The organism is Primorskyibacter sp. S87, assembly GCF_049801055.1.
Taxonomy (GTDB): Bacteria; Pseudomonadota; Alphaproteobacteria; order Rhodobacterales; family Rhodobacteraceae; genus JBNAGF01.
On the sequence record NZ_JBNAGF010000014.1, the window covers coordinates 81,786 to 95,939 of the forward strand.

At 58.7% G+C, this 14,154-nt stretch carries 10 protein-coding genes; 7 read left to right on the forward strand and 3 right to left on the reverse strand.

All coding sequences use genetic code 11. The features are described from left to right. Window positions 1-91: 91 nt before the first annotated feature. Both ACP15U_RS19505 and xsc read left to right on the forward strand, forming a co-directional pair. A complete protein-coding gene (locus tag ACP15U_RS19505; RefSeq protein ID WP_425046694.1) occupies window positions 92-1,567 on the forward strand; it encodes a PLP-dependent aminotransferase family protein in 1,476 nt (491 codons plus the stop codon). A 118-nt stretch (window positions 1,568-1,685) separates the two neighbouring features. After that, window positions 1,686-3,461, forward strand: a complete 1,776-nt coding sequence (xsc, locus tag ACP15U_RS19510; RefSeq protein WP_425046695.1) for a sulfoacetaldehyde acetyltransferase — start codon at window positions 1,686-1,688, stop codon at window positions 3,459-3,461. Window positions 3,462-3,546: 85 nt separating this feature from the next. Here xsc and ACP15U_RS19515 read toward each other — a convergent pair whose 3' ends face one another. Next, window positions 3,547-4,398: a phosphate acyltransferase gene (locus tag ACP15U_RS19515; RefSeq protein WP_425046696.1), complete on the reverse strand. Its 852-nt coding sequence runs from the start codon at window positions 4,396-4,398 to the stop codon at window positions 3,547-3,549. A 33-nt stretch (window positions 4,399-4,431) separates the two neighbouring features. On the opposite strand from ACP15U_RS19515, the gene ACP15U_RS19520 reads away from it, so the two are divergent. From ACP15U_RS19520 to ACP15U_RS19535, 4 genes are all read left to right on the forward strand, one after another. Then, entirely contained in the window at window positions 4,432-5,565 is a 1,134-nt protein-coding gene (locus tag ACP15U_RS19520; RefSeq protein ID WP_425046697.1) for a citrate/2-methylcitrate synthase, read from the forward strand. 51 nt (window positions 5,566-5,616) lie between these two features. After that, window positions 5,617-8,436: a molybdopterin oxidoreductase family protein gene (locus tag ACP15U_RS19525; protein WP_425046698.1), complete on the forward strand. Its 2,820-nt coding sequence runs from the start codon at window positions 5,617-5,619 to the stop codon at window positions 8,434-8,436. A gap of 100 nt (window positions 8,437-8,536) precedes the next feature. Then, window positions 8,537-9,301 carry a 4Fe-4S dicluster domain-containing protein gene (locus ACP15U_RS19530; protein WP_425046699.1) on the forward strand — a complete coding sequence of 255 codons (765 nt, stop codon included), beginning with the start codon at window positions 8,537-8,539 and terminating at the stop codon, window positions 9,299-9,301. Continuing rightward, window positions 9,301-10,173, forward strand: a complete 873-nt coding sequence (locus ACP15U_RS19535) for a dimethyl sulfoxide reductase anchor subunit family protein (protein WP_425046700.1) — start codon at window positions 9,301-9,303, stop codon at window positions 10,171-10,173. Before ACP15U_RS19530 ends, ACP15U_RS19535 begins: the two co-directional genes overlap by 1 nt. Window positions 10,174-10,291: 118 nt before the next feature. On the opposite strand, the gene dapA is transcribed toward ACP15U_RS19535, so the two are convergent. Continuing rightward, the gene (dapA, locus tag ACP15U_RS19540; RefSeq protein ID WP_425046701.1) at window positions 10,292-11,164 is read right to left on the reverse strand and encodes a 4-hydroxy-tetrahydrodipicolinate synthase; all 873 of its coding nucleotides are present in this window, start codon (window positions 11,162-11,164) and stop codon (window positions 10,292-10,294) included. A 137-nt stretch (window positions 11,165-11,301) separates the two neighbouring features. On the opposite strand from dapA, the gene ACP15U_RS19545 reads away from it, so the two are divergent. Next, window positions 11,302-13,287 (forward strand): lytic transglycosylase domain-containing protein, encoded by a 1,986-nt coding sequence (locus ACP15U_RS19545; protein WP_425046702.1) that lies wholly within the window; start codon window positions 11,302-11,304, stop codon window positions 13,285-13,287. Here the strand turns inward: ACP15U_RS19545 and ACP15U_RS19550 are convergent. After that, the gene (locus ACP15U_RS19550; RefSeq protein ID WP_425046703.1) at window positions 13,261-14,151 is read right to left on the reverse strand and encodes a DMT family transporter; all 891 of its coding nucleotides are present in this window, start codon (window positions 14,149-14,151) and stop codon (window positions 13,261-13,263) included. The two genes, ACP15U_RS19545 and ACP15U_RS19550, sit on opposite strands and share 27 nt — an antisense overlap. Window positions 14,152-14,154: the final 3 nt, after the last annotated feature.

The window sequence follows — 14,154 nt, forward strand, 5'->3', positions numbered from 1 at the left end:
ATAGTTTCTTTGAGAATATTGCAACCAGAAAATTCGGCTCCACGACTAAGTCCAGATTGTGCGCCACTTAAGTCCACCCTAAGGTGCGGCAATGGTTATCTCGGTCGACACCTTTTTTCTCAAGCCCGATGCACAAGGCACGTTGCAGGCACAGATCCAGCAAATGATTGCCGAGGGCATTCTGTCAGGCCGTTTCCACGTCGGAGAGAAGCTGCCCTCGTCGCGAAAATTGGCGACGCATCTGGGGGTCAGTAGGATCACCGTAACGCTGGCCTATACCGAGCTTCTGGCCAATGATTACCTGACCTCACGAGGGCGATCCGGATACTATGTTTCGGAGAACGCTCCTGTTCCCCCGGCATATGATCCGCTACCGCAGGGCGAAGAGACCGTGGATTGGAGCAGCGCAATTGCGCGCCGATTTACCGGGGGAGACATCCTGCGCAAACCGGGCGACTGGCATTCCTATAGGTACCCGTTCATCTACGGTCAGGCCGATCCGACGCTTTTTGACCATGCCAACTGGCGACTTTGCGCGTTGCGCGCACTGGGTCAGCGCGATTTCACTTCGATGACCTCGGACTATTTCGACCGGGATGACCCGTTGCTGGTAGAGTTCATTGCCCGGCATTCTTTGCCGCGCCGGGGGATCTCCGCCCGTCCTCAGGAAATTCTCATTACTCTCGGGGCTCAGAATGCGCTGTGGCTGACCTCGCGGGTCCTTTTGAACCGGCAGCGGACCGCAACGATCGAAGACCCCTGCTACTATGCGCTGCGAGATCTTCTGGAGCAGTCCCAATGCAATCTGCAGCCGGTCAAAGTAGACGCGGACGGACTTCCGCCGAAGGAAATCTCAGACGAAACAGACGTCATCTTTACAACGCCCAGCCATCAGAGCCCGACAACGGGAACCATGCCTCTGAACCGACGCAAGCAACTGCTTGATCGAGCCAGGGAGATCGATGCGATCATCGTCGAGGACGACTACGAATTCGAACTCTCATTTCTCGGGGCCCCATCACCCGCGCTAAAGTCAATGGACCGTGACGGGCGCGTGATCTATGTCGGCAGCTTTTCCAAATCTCTGTTTCCCGGACTTCGGCTGGGATATGTCGTGGGGTCCGAAGCGTTCATCCGCGAGGCCCGCGCCCTGAGGGCACTGGTGCTGCGACACCCGCCCGGACACATTCAGCGAACCGTCGCATATTTTTTGTCATTGGGTCACTACGACACGCAGATCCGGCGAATGTCCACAACCCTGCACCGCCGGCGAAAAGCTCTCGAAGAGGCAGTCGAGCAATACGGGCTGTCCATCGCCGGGCGAGGTGTATATGGCGGATCCTCTCTGTGGATGCAGGCACCGGAAGGCACCGATACAACCCAGCTTGCGCATACTATGCGCGACAAAAGCGTTCTGATTGAGCCGGGCGAGCAGTTTTTCGCAGGTCCGAAACGTCCTCAGAATTTCTATAGGCTTGGGTATTCCTCGATCCCCACCGCCAAGATTCCCGCCGGTATACGGCTTATCGCAGAAACGATGGAAAAGGGCGCGACGAACTGGACCTAGCCAGTTGCGAACACTGGCCCTAACGCGGCTAGTTTCCACCGCCTAAACCGGATAGCGACCCCGGCCCAACGGAGACGTAGCGCCGGTTCTTTTTCATATGCTTGCCGGAGATACTCCCATGAAAATGACCACGGAAGAGGCGTTCGTAAAAACCCTGCAAATGCATGGGATTGAACATGCATTTGGGATCATCGGATCAGCGATGATGCCGATTTCTGACCTTTTTCCGGCGGCTGGCATAAACTTCTGGGATTGCGCCCATGAAGGCAGCGCGGGGATGATGGCTGACGGATATACACGCGCCACCGGCAAGATGTCGATGATGATTGCCCAGAACGGTCCGGGGATCACCAACTTTGTTACCGCAGTCAAAACTGCCTACTGGAACCATACCCCGTTGCTTCTCGTGACGCCGCAGGCGGCCAACAAAACCATCGGACAAGGCGGTTTCCAAGAAGTCGAACAGATGAAACTGTTCGAGGACATGGTCGCCTATCAGGAAGAAGTCCGAGATCCGACCCGCGTGTGCGAAGTTCTCAACCGGGTCATCATGAATGCCAAGCGGGCCTCCGCTCCGGCTCAACTGAACATACCGCGCGATATGTGGACCCAGGTGATCGACGTGAACCTGCCGGCCGTTGTCGAGTTTGAGCGGCCATCGGGCGGCGAGCAAGCCGTTGCCGATGCCGCCGCCTTGCTGTCGGACGCCAAAAACCCGGTCATCCTGAACGGTGCGGGCGTGGTTCTGTCGAACGGTGGCATCGACGCTTCCAAGGCGCTCGCAGAGCGGCTCGATGCACCTGTGTGCGTTGGCTATCAGCACAATGACGCCTTCCCCGGCTCGCATCCGCTCTTTGCTGGCCCGCTGGGCTACAACGGGTCAAAAGCCGGAATGGAACTGATCAGCAACGCCGACGTGGTTCTCTGCCTAGGAACGCGGTTGAACCCGTTTTCGACCCTTCCCGGTTATGGCATGGAGTACTGGCCCGCCGACGCCAAGATCATCCAGGTGGACATCAATCCTGACCGGATCGGTCTGACCAAACCGGTTTCCGTTGGAATCGTCGGGGATGCTGCGAAGGTTGCAAACGGTATCCTCGCTCAACTGTCGGATACCGCGGGCGATGCGGGCCGCGCAGAGCGCAAGGCCGCAATTGCCGAAAAGAAATCCCGCTGGGCACAGCAGCTTTCGTCGATGGATCATGAAGACGATGATCCCGGCACCAGCTGGAACGAACGCGCGCGCGCCGACAAGCCAGACTGGATGAGCCCGCGCATGGCGTGGCGCGCAATTCAGTCGGCCCTACCCAAAGAGGCAATCATCTCGTCGGACATCGGCAACAATTGCGCCATCGGAAACGCCTATCCAAGCTTTGAAGATGGACGCAAATATCTTGCACCGGGCCTGTTCGGCCCCTGCGGTTACGGCTTGCCTGCGATCATGGGCGCAAAGATTGGTTGCCCCGACGTACCCGTCGTGGGATTTGCTGGTGACGGCGCGTTTGGCATCGCGGTGAACGAACTGACCGCAATCGGCCGCGAAGAATGGCCGGCAATTACACAGATCGTGTTCCGCAATTACCAATGGGGTGCGGAGAAGCGAAATTCGACCCTGTGGTTCGACGACAACTTTGTCGGAACCGAGCTGGACACCGAAGTATCCTATGCCGGTATCGCCAATGCCTGCGGACTCAAGGGCGTTGTAGCCCGCACGATGGACGAACTCACTGCCGCGCTGGATCAGGCCGTCAAGGATCAGAAGAACGGGATCACAACGCTGATCGAAGCCCTGATCAATCAGGAACTTGGCGAACCCTTCCGCCGCGATGCGATGAAAAAACCAGTCAGCGTCGCAGGAATCAGCAAGGACGACATGCAGCCGCAGCAGGTTTGATGCCTCGGCATTACCTGCATAGCGTCAGATTCGGGGCACCGGTTGATCCGGTGCCCCCTTCGGCTTTAACCGACCTGCGGTCCGGTCAGACCTGCGCTGCAGTCAGAATAGTTGCGTCCACGATATCCTGCGCGCTGGCACCCCGGCTCAGATCGCATACCGGTCTGCGGAAACCTTGCAGAAATGGCCCGATTGCCTGGGCACCGGCCAGTTCTCGACAGAGCTTGTACGCGATGTTGCCTGCGTCCAGAGAGGGAAACACCAAAACGTTCGGGTCAATCGGCTCCACGCCTTTGGTCCGTGCCACCACCGGGTTCAGAGCTGCATCTGCCTGCAAAGGCCCGGCAAAGCCCGTGCGTTTCGCAACCTGTCGAACCACCTTGACGCTGTCGCCTTCGCCGGAGCTTCCAGTTGAGAATGACAGCAAGGCAACCCGCGCCTCACCAAGCAGAGCCCGGGCCGTATCTGCGGATGATTTGGCGATATCGGTCAGAACATCGGCATCCGGCGCCACGTTGACAGCACAATCGGCAAAAATCATCTCGCGCCCATCCGGGAAGACCATCAGAAAAAATGACGAGGATTTGGATACCCCGTCTGCCAGGCCAAGTGCGATACTGGCGGCCTCGATCACCCGTCGCGTCGGCACTTCGGCTCCGGCAACCATTGTGTCCGCCTCTCCCAATGCCACCATGGCGGCGGCCCGGAACAACGGTCGGGAGACCATCCGGCGGGCAATGGCCGGCTTCAGCCCCCGCAATTCGGCCAGAGCAGCCGCCAGTTCGCCTCCAGGTGCACGCAGTTCCACAGGAACGCAAAGCCCTTCCCGCCTCAGTCTTCCAACCGCTTCCGCGACACGTGGGACTTCGATTTCGGGAAAGACTATTCTGGCTTGCCGTTCCTCTGCGGCCCGCCGCGCATTATCCAATACTGACATATTATCCTCTCGGTTCGGGAGAAGGAGCCAGCAATGAGCGAAAACGTCAAGATCAACCGCGGCCTGAAAGGCGTGTATTTCGAACGTTCCGCGGTCAGCGACATTGATGGCGGCAAAGGTGAGCTGAGCTATCGGGGCTACTCGATCCATGATCTGGCCACCCAATCGACGTTCGAAGAGGTCGCCTATCTGCTGATCTATGGGGAATTGCCGAACGCGGATGAGTTGGCCGACTTTGACACGCGTCTCAAGGAAAGCCGCACCCTTCCCGACTCAGTCTTTGACATCATTGCAGCCTGCAAGGATGGCCACCCGATGGATGTTCTGCGCACATCGGTTTCCGCGTTGGCCGCTCTGGAGCCGGACAGTCAACAAACAGGCGAAGACGCGTTCGTTGAGAACGGCATCCGCCTCACCAGTCAGGTCCCGATGATCATCGCTGCCCACGAGGCAATCCGCAACGGGCGCGACCCTGTGCCGGCGGATCCCTCCCTGAGCCATGCCGCGAACTGGCTGTGGATGTTGAAGGGGCAGAAGCCGAGCAAGGACGCCGCGCGTCTCGCTGATGTGGATTTCATACTTCATGCTGAACACGGGTCGAATGCCTCGAGCTTTGCTGCTCGCGTGACGGTCGGAACCGAGGCCAATTTGCACGGCGCTATCGTGACAGCGCTCAGCACTCTGGCCGGCCCCGCCCACGGAGGGGCTGCTGAAGACGTCATGAAGATGGTTCACGAGATAGGCGAGCCGGAGAATGCAGCCGCCTATGTCAAGGCAAAGCGCAAGGCACGCGAAGCGGTCACGGGTTTTGGCCACAGGGTTTACCGCAAGGAAGATCCCCGCGCCCGCCATATGCGCGACGGGGTCCGCAAACTTGGTGAGGAAATGGGGGCGCCTGAATGGTATGAAATCCTTCAAGCCGTTGTCGAAGCGATGCAGCCCTACTCTCGCCATGGGCTGAACGTGAATGTCGATTTCTATTCAGGCGTGATCTACCAGTTGCACGGCATCCCGATGGATTTGTACGTCCCGATTTTTGCCATCGGCAGAATGCCCGGCTGGGTGATTCAATGCATCGAACAACAGCGCCAGAATATCCTGATCCGCCCCCTGACCCTTTATAACGGGCCGCAGTTGCGGGATTACGTGCCGCTTGCAAGCCGCTGACACAAATCGAACCCTTCACCAGAAACATCTCCGATACTGACAAGGACCGCCATGGCACATTCAGAACCAAAGCTCGACCTGTCTCCACCAGTGTCGGACGAAGTGCGAAAGACGACCTGCTACATGTGTGCCTGCCGGTGCGGCATCAACGTGCACATGAAGGACGGCAAAGTTGCCTATATCGAAGGCAACCGGGACCACCCGGTCAATCAGGGCGTCCTTTGCGCCAAAGGCAGCGCCGGGATCATGCAGCACAACGCGCCATCGCGCCTGCGCGCGCCTTTGAAGCGCGTCGGGCCGCGCGGTTCGGGCGAATTTCAGGAGATCTCCTGGGACGAGGCGATCAGTACGGCTGTTGGCTGGCTGAACGAACTGCACGAAACCGCTCCACATAAGCTGGCCTTTTTCACGGGCCGGGATCAAAGTCAGAGCTTCACTTCATTCTGGGCGCAGAATTTTGGCACCCCGAATTACGCAGCTCATGGCGGGTTCTGTTCGGTCAACATGGCCGCCGGCGGGATCTATACGATGGGCGGAGCCTTTTGGGAGTTCGGACAGCCGGATTGGGAACGCACAAAGCTGTTCATGTTGTTCGGCGTTGCCGAAGACCACGACAGCAACCCGATCAAAATCGGGCTTGGCAAGATCAAGAAACGTGGTGCGCGAGTCATTGGGGTTAACCCGATCCGATCCGGCTACAATGCCGTTGCCGATGACTGGGTCGGCATCACGCCGGGCACGGACGGACTCTTTATTCTTTCGATGATCCACGTGTTGATGAAAGCCGGGAAAATCGATCTTGATTACCTGAGCAGATACACCAACGCTCCCGTTTTGTTGAATGCCACCGAGGGACCGGAAAGAGGTCTGTTTCTGAGGGATGGCGACGGCAAACCGCTGGTGATCGACCGAAAGACCGGCCAAACTGCACCTTTCGACCAGCCCGGAGTGCGCCCGGACCTGTCGGCTGTATTGGAACGGGATGGCGTCACGCACCGCACAGTTTTCCATCAGATGGCTGAAAAATACCTCAGCAACGAATACGCCCCCGAAGCGGTGGCCGACCGTTGCGGCATCCCTGCCGATCGCATCCGGACCATCGCAGGTGAAATCGCCCGAGTCGCATTTGACGAAGCCATCGAGCTGGATCAGGAATGGACCGACTTCCGAGGCGAAACTCACAGCAAGATGGTGGGTCGACCGGTCAGTTTCCATGCGATGCGCGGCATCTCTGCCCACGCCAACGGGTTCCAAACCTGCCGCGCGCTGCACGTGCTACAGATATTGCTGGGGTCGGTCGAAGTCCCGGGAGGCTTCCGATTCAAGCCGCCCTATCCTAAACCTGTCGAGGTTCATCCTACTCCACACGGCCACGGTCGACCGGGCAGGCCGTTGGACGGGCCTCACCTGGGCTTCCCCCGCGGACCGCAGGACTTGCAGTTAGACGACGACGGCAAGGCCAAGCGGATCGACAAGGCCTTCAGCTGGGAGAATCCGATGTCGGTGCATGGGCTCATGCACATGGTGATCTCGAATGCCGCGGCCGGAGACCCTTACCGGATCGACACGTTGTTCATGTACATGGCCAACATGTCATGGAATTCCTCGATGAACACGAAGGGCGTGATGGAGATGCTGACCGCCCGCAACGATGATGGGAAATACGTCATCCCGCGGATCATCTATTCGGACGCATACTCCTCGGAAATGGTTGCCTATGCAGATCTGATCCTGCCCGACACGACATATCTTGAACGGCACGATTGTATCTCGCTGCTCGACCGACCGATCTGCGAGGCCGATGCCGCTGCCGACGCCATCCGGTGGCCCGTGGTGGAACCGGACCGTGACGTGCGTGGTTTCCAATCGGTTCTGATCGAACTTGCCAACCGAATGAACTTGCCCGGCTTCGTGCACGAGGACGGAACGCCCAAGTGGAAAGACTACGCGGATTACATCGTGAACCACGAACGCAAGCCCGGCATCGGCCCTCTCGCCGGGTTTCGTGGGGATGGATCCGAAACCGGACGTGGCGCGGTGAATCCGGACCAACTGGACCGCTATATTGAAAACGGCGGCTTTTTTGTTGAACACATCCCGGAAGGCGCGGATTTTTTCAAACCGTGGAACATGGCTTACCAGGACTGGGCCGTGGGAATGGGACTGTATGATAGCCCGCAACCCTACCTGTTTCAGCTCTATGCTGAGCCGGTCCGCAAGTTCCAGCTGGCCGCCGAAGGTCATGGTGACCGTCAGCCCCCGGAACACCTGCGTGATCGCCTCAAGACAGCGATGGATCCACTCCCGTTCTGGTACGAGACCGACCAAACCGGCAATGACGGCTTTACCGTAAACGCCCTCACCCAGAGACCCATGGCCATGTATCACTCATGGGGAACTCAGAATGCCTGGCTCAGACAACTTCACGGCCGCAACCCGCTCTATGTCCCGACCAAGTTGATGCGTGAACACCGGCTGGCGGATGGAGACTGGGCCAAAGTCACCTCGCCGCACGGCGAAATAGTCGTGCCAGTTATGGAAATGGCGGCGCTCAACGACAACACGGTCTGGACGTGGAATGCGATCGGCAAGCGCAAGGGGGCCTGGGCACTGGACGAAAACGCTCCGGAGGCCACCAAAGGGTTTCTGTTGAACCACCTAATTCACGAGCTGCTTCCTCCCAAAGGCGACGGTATGCGTTGGGCCAATTCGGATCCGATCACCGGGCAGGCAGCATGGTTCGATCTTAAGGTGAAGATCGAAAAGACCGCCGCGCCGGGCGAACTCCCAGAAAGCCAGCCCACTTTCAGCGCCCTCAAATCGCCGGTGGGCACTGGCCCGAAAGATCTGAAATGGAAGGTCGGGAAATGAGCCAGCCTCTTCATCTTTTTAAAAAATACTCCAGGGGGGTCGCGGCCTGCCGCGACGGGGGCAGCGCCCCCACCCACGCAAACGGACGAGGTTCACCGACATGACCGAACTCCCAAATTCGACCGATCGCAAGATGGGTCTGGTGATCGATCTCGATACTTGCGTCGGATGCCATGCCTGCGTCATTTCCTGCAAAGGCTGGAACACCGAGAACTACGGAGCGCCACTTAGCGATCAGGATCCCTATGGCGCGGACCCCTCCGGCACATTTCTGAACCGGGTTCACAGCTATCATGTCCAGCCCGGGACTGGGCCGGCGCAGCTGGTTCATTTTCCGAAGTCCTGCCTGCATTGCGAAGACGCGCCCTGCGTCACGGTCTGCCCGACAGGAGCAAGCTATAAACGAAGCGAAGACGGGATTGTTCTGGTCAACGAAGACCATTGCATCGGCTGCGGCCTGTGCGCGTGGTCCTGCCCCTACGGAGCGCGGGAGATGGATCTGGCCGAAGGTGTCATGAAAAAGTGCACGCTCTGTGTCGACCGGATTTATAACGAAAACCTGCCAGAAGTGGATCGCATTCCGTCCTGCGTGCGCACCTGCCCGGCCGGTGCCCGGCATTTCGGAGATCTCGGCGACCCCCAAAGCGACGTTTCACAGCTGGTAGCGGAACGCGGTGGCATGGATTTGATGCCCGAAATGGGAACGAAACCCGTCAACAAATATCTCCCACCGCGTCCCAAGGACACAATTGACGAGCAAATTGACGTTCTGGCTCCGTTGTTGGCTCCTGTGGCCGAAGAACCGGGTGGGTTCATGCGCTGGCTCGACAAGGCGCTTGACCAGCTGCCTGGAGGGTCCGACTGATGCACCCTGCTCCTTCCGTCATCGTATTTACCACATTGTCGGGGCTCGGGTTCGGGCTGCTGTTCTTCCTGGGGCTTGGGCTGCCATCCGTATCCGGGTTCGTGGCGTTCGCCTTTTTTGCCATCGGATTCGGGCTGGCCGTGATCGGATTGCTGGCATCGACCTTTCACCTTGGCCACCCCGAGCGCGCATGGCGGGCCATGACCCAGTGGAAAACAAGCTGGCTCAGCCGTGAAGGCGTTTGCGCTGTCGCGGCACTACTGATCCTTGCGCTTTATGCTCTCGGGCCTGTTTTTTTTGGAACCCGCTGGCCTGTTCTGGGCGCGATCGGCAGTGCACTGAGCCTCGCAACGGTTTTCACCACCTCGATGATCTATACACAGCTAAAGACAATTCCGCGCTGGAACATGGGCTTAACCCCGGTTGTATTCCTGTCCTTCAGCCTTGCTGGTGGGGCATTGCTGGCCGGGCAGGTCCAACTTGCGACACTCTTGTTGACCATTGCTGCATTGGTGCAGCTTGCATACTGGGTGCTCGGCGACAAGGCGCTGGCGCGTTCAGGCACGGATCTCGGAACGGCAACAGGGCTTGGAGCGCGCGGCTCGGTTTCTGCTTTCGAGCCGCCGCATACAGGGTCCAACTATTTACTGCGTGAGTTTGTATTCGTTGTCGGCCGAAAACACGCTCAGAAGCTACGGGTCATCGCATGGGTATTTGCTTTTGCGGTTCCCGTTGCCCTGCTCTTGCTGCCCTTCCATCATCTGCTGGCTGCCCTAGCCGTGCTTTCGCATCTGATCGGTGTGGCAGTGTCCCGCTGGTTGTTCTTTGCCGAAGCCGAACATGTCGTGGGGCTGTACTACGGAAAGCGTTGAACCCGCTATTGGCTCGGAACAGCGGGTACTTTCCGCAAGGCCCGAAGAAGAAAAGGCGGCGCTCCAGTTCGGAGGCCGCCCTTTTTTTGCGGGATCCTGAATCGATTCCAACCTGAGGTCAGAGAAGCCCTGCATGTGCCATTGCGGCGTCAATGGCAGCCTTTGTGCTGTCTTCGAGGCCGGTCAGCGGCAATCTGACTTCTTCGCTGCACAAGCCAAGGCGCGACAGGGCGTACTTTGCGCTCACCAACCCCGGCTCGATAAAGATCGCTTCGTGCAACGGCATCAGCTTGTCCTGATACTCAAGCGCCTTTGCATAGTCGCCGGCAAGAGTGGCTTGCTGGAACTCGGCACAAAGCTTGGGCGCAACATTCGCGGTCACAGAAATGCAGCCCACCCCGCCATGTGCATTGAAGCCCAGGGCAGATGCATCTTCGCCTGACAGCTGGACGAAGTCCGCGCCGCAGCTGGCGCGCTGCTGAGAGACACGAGTGATATCACCGGTCGCGTCCTTTACGCCTGCAATCCGTGGCAGCTTGGCCAGCTCTCCCATTGTCTCAGGTGTCATATCGACAATCGAACGGCCGGGAATGTTGTAAATGATGATCGGCAGATCGCCGCAATCATGGAGGGCGGTGAAATGGGCGACCATGCCGCGCTGGGTTGGCTTGTTGTAGTAAGGTGTCACCACAAGTGCCGCATCGGCACCGACCCGCTCGGCGAACTGCACAAAGCGGATAGCTTCAATTGTATTGTTGGACCCTGCGCCAGCGATCACCGGAACCCGGCCGGCTGCGGCCTTGACCACCTCTTCGACCACGGTTTCGTGTTCTTCGTGGGTCAGTGTCGGGCTTTCGCCGGTGGTTCCAACCGGCACGAGACCCGTCGACCCTTCGTCAATCTGCCATTCGACAAGGTGTTTGAGCGTCTCCAAATCCAGCTCACCGTTTCGAAACGGGGTGACGAGGGCCGGCATAGAGCCTTTGAACATGGGTGCGCTCCCTTGGTTGCAGTGCTGCGGGCACAAGCCCGCCGAATGAGCCCCCGACCAAAGATTGTGTGTTGATCCCGGCGGGAGTCGGATTATCGTGACAGGCTGTAGCCTTGGTTCGTTGGGAAATGCAAGGGATGACACGCATACTTGCCCTGCTTGCGGCATTGATTTTCTCGACCGCATTCACGTCGAGTGCCGTTGAGGCCGATTCTGCGGACAACCTTCGCGCAGCCGTGACCGAGATGCGCAGAGACAACTGGACCGAGGCCTTAAGGGTGGCCGGCGAGCGCGGCTCGGTCACACGGGACATCGTAGTTTGGCATTGGCTGCGTGCAGGCAAAGGATCATCGGGCGACGTGCTCGTGTTTCTGGATCGGCGGCCGGACTGGCCGGGGCTGGACTGGTTGCGGCGCAAGAGTGAACCATCTTTCACCAATGCAGATCCGGACAGAGTTCTGCAATTTTACGATGGCAACCCGCCGAAGACCGCTGAAGGCGCACTGAACTTTGCTGCGGCCTTGTTGGCCAAGGGAAACGAGGGTGACGCGCACGCCGAACTGGTCAAAGCTTGGCGCACAATGCCAATGGGTAGCGGTTTGCAATCGGAATACCTGAAGAAATACCGAAAACTGCTGGCGCCACATCACGAGGCCCGATTGGACCGGCTACTGTGGGACGGTCACAAGGTCAGCGGGCGCCGTATGGTGCCGCTGGTCAGCGATGGCCATCGCAAACTGGCCGAAGCGCGATTGGCGCTGCAGGATCTGGCGCCGGGTGTTGACGACCGGATCGCTGCGGTTCCTGCTGGGCTCAAAACATCGCCCGGGCTGGCGCATGACCGGTTTGTATGGCGCGACAGAAAGGGCTTTGACGATAGCGCAGTAGAGCTGATGCTGAGCCGGTCGAAATCACCTGAAGCGCTGGGTGAACCTCAGGCATGGGCGCAGCGCCGCCGCAACCTTGCCCGCCAAAAGATGCGGGACGGTGACTCACAGACAGCCTACAAGATCGCGGCGCACCACCATCTGACACCAGAGGCCGGCTATGCCTTTGCCGATCTGGAGTGGATTGCGGGCTTTGTCGCTCTTCGCAAACTGGATGATCCGGCAACCGCAGTGCAGCATTTCGAACGTTTTGAAACCGCGGTCGCTTCTCCGATCTCGAAGGGACGGGCCGGATACTGGATCGGTCGCGCATACGAGGCGATGGGAGACATTGACAAAGCACAGGCCGGATATGCGCTCGCGGCCGAGTTTCAGACGTCATACTATGGGCTTCTGGCAGCCGAGCGGATCGGACGGCCATTCGATCCGAAACTCATGCAGCCTCGGCAGCCAGACAGCTGGAAGACCGAGAGTTTCATGGGGTCGACTGTGCTGCAGGCGGGTCTGCTCCTGCTGGAGGCGAGCGAATTGGACCTCGCCGAACGGTTTCTGACCCATTTGGTCGAAGGGCTACAGCCGGAACCGGCCCAGCGCCTTGGTGACATGGTTCTTGATATGAACCAACCCCATCTGGCCGTGATGATTGCCAAACGAGCTGCTCGCACGGGTGTGGTGATCCCAAATGCCTATTTCCCGTTACACCCATTGGCGAAAATGGATCTGCCGATGGCTCCGGAAATGAGCCTTGCCATTGCCCGACGGGAAAGTGAATTTGATCCGGTCGTGATCAGCGGCGCAGGCGCGCGGGGTCTGATGCAAGTCATGCCGGCAACGGCCAAGCTGGTTGCAACGGATCTGGGCATTCTCGGCGGGCACAGTACCGACCGGCTGATCGGGGACTGGAAATACAACGCCAAGCTGGGGGCCAATTATCTGGCCGGGCTCGCCGGCGATTTTCGGGGCAATGTGGTGATGATGTCGGCCGGCTACAACGCGGGTCCGCGGCGACCAATTTCCTGGATGCAGAGGTTTGGTGATCCGCGCAGTTCCGGGTCTGAGGGCGGAATGGACATCGTCGACTGGATCGAACACATTCCTTTCAATGAAACCCGAAACTACGTGATGCGCGTGACCGAAAGCCTGCCGATCTATCGGGCTCGCCTTGAAAAGAAACCCCTGCCCGTTCCCTTCTCGCAGGAGTTGACCGGGTCAACTCTTTATTCGTTCGCGCCATAGGGTAAACAGCCCCGCCGCGACAATCAGACCGGATCCCACGACGACAGCATTGCGCAGGTTCTCGTCGAACAGCGTGATTCCAAGAATGGACGCCCAGAGCAGATGGAAGTAGGCAAAGGGCTGCACGGCACTGGCCTCGGCCACCTCGTAGCACTTGATCAGTAGCCAATGCCCCAACGCGCCGGTAAGGCATAACAAAGACATCCACTTCCAGTCCGACGCGCTCATCGGCTCCCAGAACCAGACGCCGATCGCGGTCATCATCACCGCGCCGGCAATACCGGTCCAGAAAAAGCTGGTTGTGGAATCGTCCTGCCGCGCGACATATCGGGTCAGCAGTCCGTAAAGTGCGAACATCAACGCTGAAATCAGCGGGATGATGGCCGCCGGATGAAACACGCCCATGCCCGGCTGCAGGATGATCAAAACGCCGATGCATCCAACCCCGATGGCCATCCATCGACGCCAGCCAACCTTTTCTCCCAGTACCGGGCCACTGAGCGCCGCGACAAGAAGCGGGTAGCAAATGAAAACAGCCTGACTTTCGATCAGGCCAAGGATGGTAAAGCCATAAACGGCAACGCAAATCTCACCTGCCAAAAGCAACCCGCGCAGAATCTGTAGAAACGGCTGTCTCGTATAAGCGGCACGTCGCAATCCACCCGAGGATCGTGCCGCCAGAGCCACGACAAAGACTGCAAAGAACCAATACCGGATCATCACCACCATGTAGGTGTTGTAGGTTCCGGCCAGATGGCGAGAAATTCCGTCTTGCAAGGCAAATACGATTGTGGCTGCCAGCATCAGCAGAATGCCCATTGGGACATTGTTTGACTGTTCCCGCGTCACCGAAGCATCCGACATCTG